Source organism: Actinorhabdospora filicis, from assembly GCF_030269765.1.
Classification (GTDB): domain Bacteria; phylum Actinomycetota; class Actinomycetes; order Mycobacteriales; family Micromonosporaceae; genus Actinorhabdospora; species Actinorhabdospora filicis.
The window spans coordinates 116,403-130,170 of the sequence record NZ_BSTX01000007.1 but is presented as its reverse complement, the minus strand read 5'-3'; the positions used below and the strand labels follow the sequence as shown (position 1 = coordinate 130,170).

Sequence of the window (13,768 nt, the reverse complement as noted above, 5' to 3'; positions counted from 1 at the left end):
CGCGGTACCACCCCGCTTGACGCCGCCGGAGCGACGCCCTCTCATCGGACGGCTGTGACGGGCCGCACCCGTCCGGTTCTACTGAAGCCCTCGTGGGGCTCTTTCTTCCGGAGGCTCACCGGTGATGGCCGGGTCAACGCCGTGCTGCGGCAAGTGTAGCGGGACGCGGTGAAACGCTCCGCCCGGTTTACCAGACGGTGGCCACCGACGCGTAATGGCAGGCGGCCTCGGCGCCACCGGCGCGCGGGCGCGGCGCGGGGGCCTCGGCGGAGCACTTCCCGCGCTGGAGGGTGGTCAGCTCGGCGGCGAACTTGGGGCAGCGGTGCCGGAAGCGGCAGCCGCCGGCCGGTGCGTCGGGACGCTCCTCGGCCAGCGGGACGCGCCGGCGCCGCCGCTCCCGGCGCGGGTCGGCGACGGGCACCGCCGACAGCAGCGCCTGGGTGTAGGGGTGTGCGGGCGCCTCGAAGACCGCCTGCGCCGGTCCGCGCTCGACGATCCCGCCGCGGTAGAGGACGGCGACGCGCTCGGCGAGCTGCCGCACATCGGCCACGTCGCGGGTGAGATAGAGGTAGGCGGTGCCGAGGCGTTCGCGCACGGCCCGCAGCAGCGCCGTCAGCTCCGCCCGCGCCGAGGGGTCGAGGTCGGCGACGGGTTCGTCGAGGACCAGGACGCCCGGCCGCAGCGCCAGGCCCCTGGCCAGCGCGGCCCGCCGCAGCTCGGGCGCGGGCAGGTCGGCGGGCCTGCGGCGGCCGTCGCCGGGTCCGAGGCCGACGAGGGTGAGGAGCTCGTCGCGCCAGGCGGGGTCGTGGCGGCGGTGGACGCGCATGGGCTCGGCGACGCTGTCGGCGATGGTCATGCGCGGGTCGAGGTCGGGGAACAGCCCGTGGACGCCGTCGGCGGGCAGGCCGCCGGAGGTGGGCCGGTCGAGGCGCAGGAGGAGGCGGGCGAGGGCGGTCTTGCCGCTGCCGCTCTCGCCGACCACGGCGAGGGTCTCGCCGGGGGCGATGTCGATGGTGACGCCGGTGAGCGCGCCGCGGCGGGTGAGGTTCTCGGCGATGATCATCCGAAGACCGCCCGGGCGGTGACGCCGTCGAGGCGTTCGGCGAAGTGGCAGGCGGCGACGCGGCTGGGCCCGAGGTGGCGCAGGGCGGGCGCCTCGTCCAGGCAGCGGCGGACGGCGAGGGGGCAGCGGGCGGCGAAGACGCAGCCGCCGGTGAGGGGGTCGCCGGGTCCGTGACCGGTGGGGAGCGGCCGGGAATGGAGTGTGCGCACGACGGGCAGCCGCCGGGCGGGCAGGTCGACGCGGGGCACGCTGCCGAGGAGCCCGAGGGTGTAGGGCATCCGGGGTCCGTAGAAGACCTCCTCGGCGGTACCGCCCTCGACCATGCGACCGCCGTAGAGGACGACGACGCGGTCGGCGTGCCCGGCCAGCACGCCCAGGTCGCGGGTGATGAGGACGAGCGCGGCGCCGGTGCCGCGCACGACGTCCATGAGGCGGCCCTGGGAGGTGACGTCGAGGGCGGCGGTGGGGTCGTCGGCGACGATCACGTCGGGCCGGTTGGCCACCGCGATGGCCACCGCGGCGCACTGGGCGGTGGCGGTGGTGAGCTCGTGGGGGTAGGCGCGGGCGGCGCGGGCGGGTTCGGGGACGCCGAGGGCGGCCAGCAGGTCGGTGGCCACGCGGCGGGCCTTGTCGCGGGTGGTGCGCTGGTGGGCGTGGAGGGCGAGGGCGACCTGCTCGGCGACGGTGCGCACGGGGTCGAGCCAGCCGCGCGGTTCGGCGGGGACGTAGGCGATGCCGCTGCCCCTGATCGCGCTCCACCCGGCGTCGCCGACGGTGGTGAGGTCGCGTCCGTGGAAGCGGACGGAACCGGTGGCGGGCACCAGCCCGAGCAGCGCGGGGGCGAGCAGGTGCGCGCCGGAGCCGCTCTCGCCGATGACGCCGACGGTCTCGCCGCCGCCGAGGCGGAAGCACACCCCGGCCAGCGCGTCCCCCACGGTCAGCCCGGACACCTCCAGGACGGTCCTCACGCTCTCCCCCCGGTGGTCAGGCGCACCGCGAGGCACACCGCCAGCAGTACCCCGAGGGCCGCGCCGGGCGAGGGCCCGGCCAGCAGCCGCCCGAGGCTGTCCCCTTTCGCGTCGAGGCCGCCCAGCCCGAGCCCGGCCTCGATGACCGCGGCGGCGCCCATGCTCAGCAGCCAGCCGGCGCCGATGGCGCGGGCGGTGCCGGGCAGGACGTGCCGGACGAGCAGCCGGACGCGGCCAGCGCCCGCCGAGCGGGCGGCGTCCATGAAGCCCCGGGCCCGCACGGCCGCGGCCCGCTCGCGGACCGCCCACGCCACCGGCGGCCAGCAGGCCAGGCCGAGCGCCACCGCCAGGCGCGCCCAGGACGCGCCGGTCCCGGCGAGCGCGGCGGCCAGGCCCAGCGCGGGCAGCGCCAGCAGCGTCCCGGTGATCCAGCCCAGGGGCAGGAGTCCCCAGGCGGTGCCGATGAGGGTGGCGATGGACGCGGCCACCACGGCCATCGCGAGGCTGCCGCGCGCGGCCCGCATGAGCTCGGCGACGGCGTCGGCGCGCGGCCAGGAGCTGGGCCCGGCGAAGGCGAAGAGCGCGGCCATCGCCAGCAGCACGGCCCCGGCGGCCCGGCGCGGGTCACCCATGGCGCACCCGCGGGTCCAGGGCGGCGCGGGTGAGGTCGGCGGCGATGCCGACGGCGATGACGGCGGCACCGGCGACCAGCAGCCACGCGGCGACGGCGTAGGCGTCGCGGGCGCGCAGCGACTCCGGCAGCCACGCACCGAACCCGGGTCGCGCCAGGACGCCCTCGGCGACGACGAGGGCGGCGAGGAGCCCGGCGGCCAGGCTCGCGGCGGCGGTGACGCCGCTGGTGAGGGAGGCGCGGACGGCGTGCCTGCGCACCGCGACGCGGTGGCGGACGCCCAGGACGCGCGCGGGATCGACCAGTCCCGTCTCGGCGGCGGGCGCGCGGCGGCGCACGGCCAGCGCGGCGAGGGCGAGCCCGCCCAGCAGCAGCACCGGCCGGGTCCCGGCCTCGCGGGCCAGCAGCAGCGGGCCGGTGGCGGCCGCGCCCAGGCCGAGTAATCCGGCGGCGATGACGGCGGCGTCGGCGGTGCGGTGGCGGGCGGCGACCGCCGCGACGCCCCCGGCGACGGCGAGGCCGGTGACGGTCAGGACGCCCAGGCCCAGCAGCCGCGCCGAGCCGCGCACGCGCTCGCCGAGCTCGCGTCCGACGCTCTCACCGGTGACCGAGGGTCCCCACCTGCCGCGCAGGAGACCGGTGTCGCCGTGTCCGCCCAGGCCGGTCAGCCACGTCCAGTAGCGTTCGGGGACCGGGCGGTCGAGGTAGAGGCGCTCGCGCTCGGCGGTGGTCGCCGGTGCGGGCGCGGCGGGCCCGTAGAAGGCCACGCCGAAGGCGAGCACGGAGATCAGCAGCAGCGCCGGTAACGCCAGGGCGAGCCTGCGCGCGGTGTGAGCGAGCACGTGGACCTCCCTCCCTAACGGCCCGGTGCCCGGTGCACATACGGTCGCACAGATCACGACGGTGCGTCGATACAGTTCACGACAGAATCCGTTCCGTTACCGGTCCGTGATGCACACGTGACGCGGGTAGGGGGACGGTCACCGTCCCAACCACCGGACGGCGAGGTCCGGTATCGGGGACTTCCCGTGCTAGAGTCGCGCCCATGCGAACCTTCCCCCATCTGCGCTGGTGGCGCCGCTAGAGGCGGCGTGGAATTCGCATGGAGTCGTGACGACCGCCGGGAACTCGGCGGTCGTCTCTGTCTGAGGCGCCCCATCCCGGCGAGCGAGCCGAGGGATGACGAGGGGCAATGAACCAGACCGAACTGACCACCGCCGGGGGCGCGCGCGTCCTCCGCACCACCGAAGTCTTCGACCCGGCGGGCCTGCCCGCCATCGTGGCGGCCGTCGAGACCGCGCGCGGCGGGGTCCTGAGCTCCGGCATGGAGTATCCGGGCCGCTACAGCCGCTGGAACCTCGCCTACGTCAACCCCGCCGTGGAGGTCACCGCCCACGGCCGCACCCTGAGCGTGCGCGCCCTCAACGCGCGCGGGACGGTCCTGCTGCCGCTGCTGCGGCGGGCCGTGGACGGCCCCACCGACGCGCCCGGCGGGTTCAGCGTCCACGTCGCCGAGAGCGAGGGCGTCCTCAGCGAGGAGCGGCGCACCCGGCGTCCGACCGTGTTCACCGCGCTGCGCGCGATGATGGCCGCGCTCGCCGTCGACGACCCGCACCTGGGTTTCTACGGCGCCTTCGGCTACGACCTGTCCTTCCAGTTCGAGCCGCTGACGCTGGCCATGGAACGCGACCCGCGTGACCGGGACCTGGTGCTGCACCTGCCCGACGAGGTCTACGTCGTGGACCGCAAGCGCGAGCGCGCACACGTCCACCGCTACGAGTTCACCGTGGACGGCGAGTCGACCGAGGGCCTGCCGCGCACCGCCGAGGCCACCCCGTACCGGGTGGCCACCGAGGTGCCGGCCCCGCCGGTGCCGGGGGTGTACGCGGGCATGGTCCGCGAGGCCAGGGAGCGCTTCTTCCAGGGCGACCTCTTCGAGGTCACCCCCAGCCACACCATGCACGCCGCCTGCGATTCGCCGGCGGCGTTTTACGAGCGGCTCACGGCCGCCAATCCCGCCCCCTACGAGTTCTTCTTCAACCTCGGCGAGGCCGAGTACCTCGTGGGCGCCTCCCCGGAGATGTACGTGCGCGTCAGCGGACCGGTGGGCGCGCGGCGGGTGGAGACGTGCCCGATCGCCGGGACCATCCGGCGCGGCGCCGACCCGCTGGAGGACGCCGCGCGCATCGCCGAGCTGATCGGCTCGGCGAAGGAGGAGTCGGAGCTGACGATGTGCACAGACGTCGACCGCAACGACAAGTCGCGCGTGTGCGTCCCCGGCAGCGTCCAGGTCATCGGGCGCCGCCAGATCGAGATGTACTCCCGGCTCATCCACACCGTCGACCACGTCGAGGGCGTGCTGCGGCCGGAGTTCGACGCGCTCGACGCGTTCCTCACCCACACCTGGGCGGTGACGGTGACCGGCGCGCCCAAGAACTGGGCGATGCAGTTCATCGAGGACCACGAGAGCACCCCCCGCCGCTGGTACGGCGGCGCGGTCGGGTTCCTCGGCTTCGACGGGACCGCCAACACCGGCCTGACCCTGCGCACCGCGCAGATCCGGGACGGGCTGGCGACCGTGCGCGCCGGGGCGACGCTGCTCTACGACTCCGACCCGGAGGCCGAGGAGCGCGAGACGCACCTGAAGGCCCGCGCGCTGCTGGAGTCGGTCGGCACGCCCGTTTCGGACCCCGGGAACGCCGCCGTGGTGACCGAACCGGCCGGTGCGGGCCTGCGGGTGCTGATGGTGGACCACCAGGACTCCTTCGTGAACACCCTCGCCGACTACTTCCGCCAGCACGCCGCCGAGGTCACCACCCTCCGCTTCGGGTTCCCGCCGTCGATGCTGGACGACCGGCCCGACCTGGTCGTCCTGTCGCCCGGTCCGGGCCGCCCGGCCGACTTCGACTGCGGCGGCCTGCTGTCCGAACTGGACGCCCGCGGCCTCACCGCCTTCGGCGTCTGCCTGGGCCTGCAGGCGATGATCGAGCACGGCGGCGGGAAACTGGCGCTGCTGCCCGAGCCCGTGCACGGCAAGCCCGGCCAGGTCAAGGTCCTGGGCGGCGAGCTCCTGGCGGGCCTGCCCGACGAGTTCACCGCCGCCCGCTACCACTCCCTGCACGCCAAGGCCGACCAGGTCCGCGGCGGTTTCACCGCCACCGCGATGACCGATGACGTGGTCATGGCCATCGAGGATCCGGTCAAGCGCCGCTACGCCGTGCAGTTCCACCCGGAGTCGATCCTGACCGCCGCCGGGCGGGCCGGGCACCAGATCGTGTCGAACGTCCTGCGCCTGTCGCGTTAGGACGGTGGCGGGGGCGGTCGCGCGGGACAGCGCGGGACCGCCCCTTTGCCTTACGCTCCCGTCACGAGAGGGGCGGTCACGAGAGGCGGGAGCGGCCATGGAATTCGAGTACGGCACGGTGAAGTCCATCGCGGCGAAGGTGATCACCGCGGGGACCGAGATCACCGACTACATCGGACGGTCACGGGGCGTCATCGAGCGCACCGCCCAGGGCAATGACGGCTTCGCCTCCGCCAAGGCGCTGTCCACGATCGCGAAGAAGCTCGTCGAGGACACCCTCAAGGCCGCCGGCAAGTGCGCCGACACCGGCCAGAAGGTCGTCGAGTCCGCCGAGAACTACCGGCGCACCGAGAGCACCGTGAAGTCCGAGGTGAACCTCGCCAAGGAGTACCTCGGCGCCGTCCCCGGGATGTGAGCCGTGGTCGACTACCGGCAGCTCAAGGACGCCCGCCCGGCGGTGTGGACCGAGGGCGGCACCAAGGCCGCCTCCATCGGCCGCGACATGGACCAGTACGCCGAGGACGTCGGCAAGTACGGCAACGACCTCGACCGCGCCTGGCAGGGGAACGACGCGGTCGCCGCGCGCCACTCCATCGTCGAGGCCTCCCGCGACTACGTCCAGGCGCAGGTCGCCTTCACCGCCATGGGTGAGATCCTCGGCAGGCTCGCCCACGACGTGACCGAGGCGCAGAAGATGCTCAATGCCGCCGAGGACCACGCCGCCCGCGTGCCCGCGAAGATCCACCCCGACGGCAGCGTCACCGCCGACCCGCCGCCCGAGGCCCGCAAGTCCGACGGCTGGATGGCCTCCATCCGCCAGGGCGTCGAGGCCGTCGCCGACGAGATCAAGCGCGCGCTGGAGCTGGCGAACAAGGCCGACAAGGACGCGGCGAAGGCCCTCGCGGCGATCACCACGCCCGAAGCCCCCAACGTCGACCCGCTCACCGCGCTCCAGACCCGGCCCGAAGGCCACGACGGGCAGCCGCCCACGCCCGACGAGGTCAAGAAGTGGTGGGACGGGCTCAGCGAAGAGGAGCAGGAGTCCCTCAAGAACGAGTACCCCGGCATCGTCGGGAACATGGACGGGATCCCCACCACCGACCGCGACGACGCCAACCGCGTCACCCTCGACTACGCCCGCGAGCAGAACGACCGGGACATCGCCGGCGCCAAGGCCGAACTGGACCGGCTGCGGCACGAGGTCGGCGAAGGGAAACTCGACCCCTTCGACCCGAGACTCGACGCCGCGCGGCAGAAGATCGAGGACCTGGAGGCCAAGAAACACGGCCTCGACGCCATCGACGCCCGCCTCAACGACGGCTCGAAACCCCAGGCCCACCTGCTGTCCCTCGACCCGCAGAACGACGGCAAGGCCGCGGTGGCCATCGGCAACCCCGACAAGGCCGACAATGTCGCCACCTACGTCCCGGGCACCGGCGGCGGCCTCAACGACGGCTTCAAGACCGACATCGACCGGGCCGACCAGATGCAGAAGGACGCCGCCGGGCGCGACCCGTCCAAGACCACCGCCTCGATCGTCTGGCAGGGCTACGACTCACCCGACGAGCTCACCGACGCCACCGACCCGAAGTACCGCCACCAGGCCGCCGACGACCTGGCGCGCTTCCAGCAGGGCCTGCGCACCACCAACGAACACGGGCCCGACCACTCCCGCAACACCCTCCTCGGGCACAGCTACGGGGCCTCGGTGGTGGGCACCGCCGCCGAGAAGCACGACCTCAAGGTGGACAACCTCGTCCAGGTCGCCGCCCCCGGCAGCGGCCAGGACCACGGCACCACCGCCGCCGACTACAAGGGCCACCCGAAGGTCTACGCCTCCACCGGCAACCTCGACGTGATCAACCTCGCGCGCGGGCTCCACGGCGCCGACACCGTGAGCCACGGCTACGGCGCCAACGTCTTCGACGGCGGCTATACCGGCCACACCGGCTACTGGAACGACGACGCCTACAACGAAAGCGTCAGCAAGATCGTCACCGGCACCGGCGGGGAGGTCGGGAACATCCCGCCCGAGCAGTTCTCCAAGTACCGCGCGCCCCACCGCTGAGGCGCGCGCCCGGCCCCTCGGCTCAGCCGAACCAGAGCTTGATCTCGCGCTCGGCCGACTCCTCGGAGTCGCTGGCGTGGATCAGGTTCTCCCGGTTGGACAGCGACAGGTCGCCCCGGATCGTGCCCGGCGCCGCCGCGCGGCCGTCGGTGGCCCCGGCCAGAGCCCGGATCACCGGGATCGACTCGTCACCGGAGACGATCAGCGACACCAGCGGCCCGCTGAGCATGAACTCCTTCAGCGGCGGGTAGAAGGGCTTCTCGACGTGGTCGGCGTAGTGGGCGTCGGCGAGATCGGCGTCCATGGTGCGCAGCCGCATCTCCTCGATGCGCAGGCCCTTGCGCTCCAGGCGCGCCAGGATCTCGCCCACGAGGCCGCGCCGGACCGCGTCCGGCTTGATCAGGACCAGGGTCCGCTGAGACACGTCGGTGTCCCCCTTCTGGGTGTACAGGATGGGCGGCCAGCTTAACCGGACGGCCGACCTCCGCGAGCCGAGGACCGGCGTCCCGGGCGTCGCCCGGATGGTTGCCGCCGGAGCGTGACGGGATCTAAGCTGCGCGCAGACACCCGTCCCCCGCGTGTCCACAAAGGAGTGATAGATGGCGGTTCGGCAGCGGCGGCCCGCGCGCAGGCCGATGTCGGCGCGCCTCCTGGGAGCCGGGTTTTTACTTCTCGTCGCGTTCTTCCTGGCCGCGCTCGCCGTCGGCGCGCGCGACCTCACCATGGGCCTGCTGGCCTTCCTCTTCCTCTCCGCCGGAGTGGCGCTGCTCACCTATGAGCGGATGCTGAACCGGCTGCGCCAGGCCGGGCGGGCCGCGCCCCGCAACAACCCCTCCCCGCTGGAGGAGTTCAAGGCCGAGCTGCGCCACGAGGACGAGGAGGACGACGAGGGCCTGCGCGAAAAGGAGGCCGAGGAGGAGGAAGAGGACGACGGCCTGGGCTTCGACGACCTGGAGCGCACCTTCCGCGCCGAGGAGCCCGAACCCGCCCCGGCACCTCCCCCGCCGCCCCCGCCGGTCCCGGCGCCGCGGCCGTCACCGGTGAGCGACTCCTACACCGCCGCCGGGCACCTCGACGCCCCTCAGCCGGCCTGGGACACCAAGCGCGCCTTCGTCAGCGAGACCTCGCTGCCGGCCGCCTCCGTCCGGGACGTCGCGGCCACCCTGGTCGTGGCCGACCTCACCCGCTCGGTGGACTTCTACGTCGGCCTGCTCGGCCTGGTCGAGCTGGACCGCAGCTCCGACGCGGTGCTGCTGGAGGCCGGGTTCGGGCGGGTCCTGCTCTGCCACCGCGACGACGCCCCCGTGGCCCGCGGCTCGCTGATGCACCTGGCCCTGGAGGTCCCGGACGTGGCCAACGCGTTCCTGCAACTCCAGGAGCGCGGCGTGATCTTCAGCCACCCGCCTCGCGCGGCCATCACCGGCGAGACCTACGAGGTGCTGGCCGCGTCCTTCACCGACCCCGACGGGCACGGCCTGGCCATCACCGAGATCAGGGAACGCTGACCGCGACCGGCTCCCGCCGCACCGCCCTGACCCGCCGCACCGCGTCGAAGCTGAACAGCGCCAGCGCGCCCCAGACCAGGCCGAAGCCCAGCCAGCGGCCCACCGGCATGTCCTCGCCGAAGACGAAGACGCCGATGGCGAACTGCAGGACCGGCCCGATGTACTGGATCATGCCCATCACCGACAGGGGCAGCCGGTTGGCCGCCGCCCCGAAGAAGATCAGCGGGACGGCCGTCACCACACCGCCGCCCGCCAGCAGCAGCGCGTGCCCGACGGAGATGGACGCGAAGGTCCCCCGCCCGCTCGCCTCCAGCCAGCCGATGAAGGCCAGCGCCGGGATCGCCATGAACGCCGACTCCACGAACAGGCTCTCCCCCGGCGGCAGGCCCAGGCGCTTCTTCACCGCGCCGTAGGCGGCGAAGCTGAAGGCCAGGGCCAGCGCGATCCACGGCGGGTGCCCGTAGTCGAGGGTCAGGACGCCCACGGCCACCGCGCCGGTCGCCACCGCCGCCCACTGCCAGGGCCGCAGCCGCTCACCGAAGAAGGCCACGCCGAGGGCCACCGAGACCAGCGGGTTGATGAAGTAGCCCAGGGAGGTCTCCACGACCCGCCCGGCGTTGACGCCGTAGATGTAGATGCCCCAGTTGACGGTGATCACCAGGGCGGCGATGCCGACGCCGAGCAGCTTGCGGCGGTTCTTGAGCAGGCCGCCCAGGGCCGAGGGCTTCTTCGTCCGCACCTTCACCGCGTACAGGAGCAGGCCGGTGAAGGCCACCGACCAGAGGATGCGATGGCCCAGGATCTCGACGGCCCCGGCGGGCTTGACGAGTTTCCAGTAGAGGGGGACCAGGCCCCACATGCCGTACGCGGCGAACGCGGCGAGATAGCCGCGGCGGGAGTCGCTCACAGAAGAAACGTACGGTGCGCGATGGGAATCGGCACTTACCGGGCCGCGTGACGCCCGGCACAGATCACCCGGCGGCGACCCCCGGGTCGGCCACGCCCGCCCCGCCCGCGGATTAGGCTCTCGTCGTGACCGACGACTTCACCGCCGCCAACGCCGAGCTGGAGGCCAGGGGCTTCACCCGCATGGTCTTCGACCTGGACCGCATGAAGGCCCTCCTGGACCACCTGGGCAACCCGCAGCGCGCCTTCCGCTCCATCCACCTCACCGGCACCAACGGCAAGACCACCACCGCGCGGATGATCGAGTCACTGCTGCGCGCGCACGGCCTGCGCACCGGCCGCTACACCAGCCCGCACCTGAAGACCATCCGCGAGCGCATCAGCATCGACGGCGAGCCGATCTCCGAGGAGGACTTCGTGCGCGTCTACGGCGAGGTCGGGCCGGTGGCGCACCTCGTCGACGCGCAGCTCGGGGAGACCCTCACCTACTTCGACGTGACCACGGCCACCGCGTTCGCCGCCTTCGCCGACGCGCCCGTCGACGTCGGCGTCATCGAGGTCGGGCTGGGCGGCGAGACCGACTCCACGAACGTGCTGGGCGCCGAGGTCGCCGTCATCACCCCCATCGGCATGGACCACGCCGAGTTCCTCGGCGACCGGATCGAGGACATCGCCGACATGAAGGCCGGCATCGTCCACAAGGGCGCGACGCTGGTCACCGCCCGCCAGGAGCCGGAGGCGATGGAGGCGCTGCTGCGCCGCACCGCCCAGGTCGGCGCGAGCGTGGTCCGCGAGGGCAAGGACTTCGGCGTCGAGGAGCGCTACCTGGCCTTCGGCGGGCAGGTGCTGACCCTCCAGGGCCTCGGCGAGCGCTACGAGGAGGTCTTCGTGCCCCTCCACGGCGCGCACCAGGCACAGAACGCGGCGGTGGCGCTGGCGGCGGTGGAGACGCTGCTCGGCACCGGCCTGGACGCCGAGGTCGTGCGCGAGGGCTTCGCGCAGGTCACCTCGCCCGGCCGGCTGGAGCGCGTCCGCACCGCCCCGACGGTGCTGCTGGACGCCGCGCACAACCCGCACGGCATGAAGGCCACCGTCGACACGGTGCGCGACGAGTTCTCCTTCGAGCGCCTGGTCACCGTGATCGGCTCGGTGGAGGGCAAGGACGTGCTGGGGATGCTGGAGCTGCTGGAGCCCATCACCGACCGGCTGATCGTGACGCGCAGCTCGACGCCGCGCGCGATGGCCCCGGCGAAGCTGGGCCGCCTGGCCGAGGACGTGTTCGGCGAGGAGCGGGTCCGCGTCGTCCCGCACCTGCCCGACGCCATCGAGCTCGCGGTGACCCTGGCCGAGGAGGACCAGGGCGTGACCCTGGGCACGGCGGGCGTGCTGATCACCGGCTCGGTGTTCACCGTCGGCGAGGCGCGGACGCTGCTGGTCCGCGAGTAGCTACTCGCCGAGGGCCTGCCCGAACAGCCGCGTCACCGCGAACAGCCCGCCGCAGGCCAGGATCGCCCCGAAGCCCCCGCCGGCCGCCAGGACGCACCGCTCGCCGAACGAGACGTGCTCCACGGCCCGCGCGGGGTCGTCCGGGTCGTAGCGGACGGTCTTGCGCTCGGCCCGATTCGCCGACAGGTAGGTGTAGGACGCTCCCCCGGCGTCGGTGTACCGGTAGGCCCTGCGCCCGGCGCGGTGGTCGGGTTCGGCCATGACGGCCACGCCGTGGCGGTCGAACCAGGCGAACCTGCGCAGCTCGGCCAGCACGGTGAGCGCCACGGCCGTCCCGAAGCCGGTGAACAGCAGGATGCCGAACAGGACCGCCGCGTACCCGCCGTGCCCGATGACCGCGGCGGCGATCTCGGCGGCCAGCGCCAGGGCCGCCACGGCGCCGAGGGCGGCGAACCGGCCCTTGCGGCGGGGTCGCGGGCGCGCCGGTGGCGCGGTGGTCTCGCGGTCCAGCAGTGCCGGGGATGTCATCAGCGGCCTCCCCGGTTCTCGTCCTCACCGGTCTTGGGCTGCTCGCCGGGGTCCTTGTTGATCAGTTCGGGGTGGGTGCCGAGGAACTCCGCCATGTCGTCGGCGCGCAGGGCGGCCCACAGGTCCTTGGCGCCGGGTTCGGCCATGAGCACCGAGGCGTCCCCCATCCACGTCGGGTAGGCCGGGACGCGGACGGTGGTCATCGCGCCGGGTTTGATGCCGCGCAGGGTGTAGGCGACGTCGGTGGGCAGCATCCCGGTGGGGCACTGGACGGTGAGGGTCGCGCCCACCTTGTCGATGAGCGCGGTGATCTTGCCGAAGTCGCTCAGGTAGCCCTCGTCCTCGGCGCGCTTGAGCAGCGACTTCACGAACTGCTGCTGGGTGCGCTGCCGCTGGAAGTCGCCGTCGGGGTAGTTGCGCTGCCGGACGATGTCCAGCGCGTCGACGGGCCCGTAGGTCTCGCAGCCCTTCTTGAAGGTCTTGTACGAGTGGATCGAGGTGAGGTCGTCCTCAAGGCACAGCTCGACGCCGCCGACGAGGTCGACGACCTCCTTGAAGGAGTTGAAGTTGATGATGGCGGCGCCGTCGAACTTCAGCCCGGTGAGGTCGCTGACCGTCTCGGCGAGCAGCTTGAAGCGTTCGGCGCGGGTCTCGCCGCCGAAGACGTAGGCGGCGTTCACGCGCTGCTCGCAGGGCGACTGGTCCTCGTAGCAGCGCTTGATGGGGACCCACAGGTCGCGCGGGATCGACACCAGGTAGGCGCGCTGGAGGCCCTTGGGGATGTGCAGGACCATGATCGTGTCGGTGCGGGCCTCGGCGTCGGCGTTGAGGGTGTCGCGCGAGTCGGTGCCGATCATCAGGAAGTTCAGGGGGCCGTCGGTGGAGACGTAGTCCACGCCGGTCTTGACGGCGGTCTCGCCCAGCAGGTTCTCCTGCGCGACCGCGTCGTTGACGTGGCCGGTGAGGGTCCGGGCGGCGTAGACGGCGCCACCGGCGGCGAGCATGAGCAGCACGCCGACCACGACCATCGTCTTGGCCCACCACGGGGACTTCCCGCGCGCGGCGGCCACGACGGGCTCGGGCTCGGCGAAGGACTCGTCGGCCTCCTCGGCGGGGGCGGCGGTCTCGGGTTCCCCGGGGCCTTCGGCGGGTTCGGGAGAGCCGGTCTCGCCGGGCACCTCTCCCGCGCCGTTTTCGGGAGCCTCGCTCATGCTGGACCGTCCTCGAAGAAGTTGCTGCCCGATTGACCGGCAGCTCTCCGAGATAAACGCGTGGAAGTGTTCGGCGGGTTGCCACGGCGGACGATCTTGGCCGGATCGTTACGCGTGCGTACCGCCCCGCACCTGCGC

13 protein-coding genes are annotated in these 13,768 nt (G+C 73.3%); 5 read left to right on the top strand and 8 right to left on the bottom strand.

What is annotated here, in order from left to right:
* Positions 1-187: 187 nt before the first annotated feature.
* Genes QSK10_RS32440 through QSK10_RS32425 form a run of 4 tightly spaced genes read right to left on the bottom strand, consistent with a single transcriptional unit; the run spans position 188 to position 3,504 of the window.
* Positions 188-1,063, bottom strand: a complete 876-nt coding sequence (locus QSK10_RS32440; RefSeq protein WP_285667343.1) for an oligopeptide/dipeptide ABC transporter ATP-binding protein — start codon at positions 1,061-1,063, stop codon at positions 188-190.
* Positions 1,060-2,031 carry an ABC transporter ATP-binding protein gene (locus QSK10_RS32435; RefSeq protein ID WP_285667342.1) on the bottom strand — a complete coding sequence of 324 codons (972 nt, stop codon included), beginning with the start codon at positions 2,029-2,031 and terminating at the stop codon, positions 1,060-1,062. Before QSK10_RS32435 ends, QSK10_RS32440 begins: the two co-directional genes overlap by 4 nt.
* Positions 2,028-2,663 carry an ABC transporter permease subunit gene (locus tag QSK10_RS32430; protein WP_285667341.1) on the bottom strand — a complete coding sequence of 212 codons (636 nt, stop codon included), beginning with the start codon at positions 2,661-2,663 and terminating at the stop codon, positions 2,028-2,030. Before QSK10_RS32430 ends, QSK10_RS32435 begins: the two co-directional genes overlap by 4 nt.
* The gene (locus QSK10_RS32425) at positions 2,656-3,504 is read right to left on the bottom strand and encodes an ABC transporter permease subunit (protein WP_285667340.1); all 849 of its coding nucleotides are present in this window, start codon (positions 3,502-3,504) and stop codon (positions 2,656-2,658) included. The genes QSK10_RS32430 and QSK10_RS32425 overlap by 8 nt, the downstream gene beginning before the upstream one ends.
* A gap of 350 nt (positions 3,505-3,854) precedes the next feature.
* On the opposite strand from QSK10_RS32425, the gene QSK10_RS32420 reads away from it, so the two are divergent.
* The 3 genes from QSK10_RS32420 to QSK10_RS32410 all read left to right on the top strand — a co-directional run bounded on the left by QSK10_RS32420 (position 3,855) and on the right by QSK10_RS32410 (position 8,034).
* Positions 3,855-5,966: an anthranilate synthase component I gene (locus QSK10_RS32420; protein WP_285667339.1), complete on the top strand. Its 2,112-nt coding sequence runs from the start codon at positions 3,855-3,857 to the stop codon at positions 5,964-5,966.
* 97 nt (positions 5,967-6,063) lie between these two features.
* A complete protein-coding gene (locus QSK10_RS32415; protein ID WP_285667338.1) occupies positions 6,064-6,381 on the top strand; it encodes a hypothetical protein in 318 nt (105 codons plus the stop codon).
* A 3-nt stretch (positions 6,382-6,384) separates the two neighbouring features.
* Positions 6,385-8,034: an alpha/beta hydrolase gene (locus QSK10_RS32410; protein ID WP_285667337.1), complete on the top strand. Its 1,650-nt coding sequence runs from the start codon at positions 6,385-6,387 to the stop codon at positions 8,032-8,034.
* A 22-nt stretch (positions 8,035-8,056) separates the two neighbouring features.
* Here the strand turns inward: QSK10_RS32410 and ndk are convergent, their stop codons facing one another.
* Positions 8,057-8,458 (bottom strand): nucleoside-diphosphate kinase, encoded by a 402-nt coding sequence (gene ndk, locus QSK10_RS32405; protein ID WP_285667336.1) that lies wholly within the window; start codon positions 8,456-8,458, stop codon positions 8,057-8,059.
* A 175-nt stretch (positions 8,459-8,633) separates the two neighbouring features.
* On the opposite strand from ndk, the gene QSK10_RS32400 reads away from it, so the two are divergent.
* Positions 8,634-9,539, top strand: coding sequence for a VOC family protein (locus QSK10_RS32400; protein WP_285667335.1), 906 nt, complete (start codon positions 8,634-8,636; stop codon positions 9,537-9,539).
* On the opposite strand, the gene rarD is transcribed toward QSK10_RS32400, so the two are convergent.
* On the bottom strand, positions 9,526-10,446 hold the full coding sequence (rarD, locus tag QSK10_RS32395) for an EamA family transporter RarD (RefSeq protein ID WP_285667334.1): 921 nt from the start codon (positions 10,444-10,446) through the stop codon (positions 9,526-9,528). The two genes, QSK10_RS32400 and rarD, sit on opposite strands and share 14 nt — an antisense overlap.
* Before the next feature lie 182 nt (positions 10,447-10,628).
* Between rarD and QSK10_RS32390 the strand changes: the two genes are divergently transcribed.
* Complete coding sequence (locus QSK10_RS32390) at positions 10,629-11,891, top strand: bifunctional folylpolyglutamate synthase/dihydrofolate synthase (RefSeq protein ID WP_285667416.1); 1,263 nt, start codon at positions 10,629-10,631, stop codon at positions 11,889-11,891.
* On the opposite strand, the gene QSK10_RS32385 is transcribed toward QSK10_RS32390, so the two are convergent.
* A complete protein-coding gene (locus QSK10_RS32385; protein WP_285667333.1) occupies positions 11,892-12,419 on the bottom strand; it encodes a DUF3592 domain-containing protein in 528 nt (175 codons plus the stop codon). It lies immediately after the preceding gene.
* On the bottom strand, positions 12,419-13,630 hold the full coding sequence (locus QSK10_RS32380; protein WP_285667332.1) for an LCP family glycopolymer transferase: 1,212 nt from the start codon (positions 13,628-13,630) through the stop codon (positions 12,419-12,421). Before QSK10_RS32380 ends, QSK10_RS32385 begins: the two co-directional genes overlap by 1 nt.
* Between the last annotated feature and the right edge of the window lie 138 nt (positions 13,631-13,768).

Bases quoted from the DNA above. Each gene is read 5' to 3' on its own strand.
- QSK10_RS32440 (WP_285667343.1), bottom strand. From the start codon at position 1,063: ATGATCATCGCCGAGAACCTCACCCGCCGCGGCGCGCTCACCGGCGTC.
- QSK10_RS32430 (WP_285667341.1), bottom strand. From the start codon at position 2,663: ATGGGTGACCCGCGCCGGGCCGCCGGGGCCGTGCTGCTGGCGATGGCC.
- QSK10_RS32420 (WP_285667339.1), top strand. From the start codon at position 3,855: ATGAACCAGACCGAACTGACCACCGCCGGGGGCGCGCGCGTCCTCCGC.
- QSK10_RS32415 (WP_285667338.1), top strand. From the start codon at position 6,064: ATGGAATTCGAGTACGGCACGGTGAAGTCCATCGCGGCGAAGGTGATC.
- QSK10_RS32400 (WP_285667335.1), top strand. From the start codon at position 8,634: ATGGCGGTTCGGCAGCGGCGGCCCGCGCGCAGGCCGATGTCGGCGCGC.
- QSK10_RS32390 (WP_285667416.1), top strand. From the start codon at position 10,629: ATGGTCTTCGACCTGGACCGCATGAAGGCCCTCCTGGACCACCTGGGC.
- QSK10_RS32385 (WP_285667333.1), bottom strand. From the start codon at position 12,419: ATGACATCCCCGGCACTGCTGGACCGCGAGACCACCGCGCCACCGGCG.
- QSK10_RS32380 (WP_285667332.1), bottom strand. From the start codon at position 13,630: ATGAGCGAGGCTCCCGAAAACGGCGCGGGAGAGGTGCCCGGCGAGACC.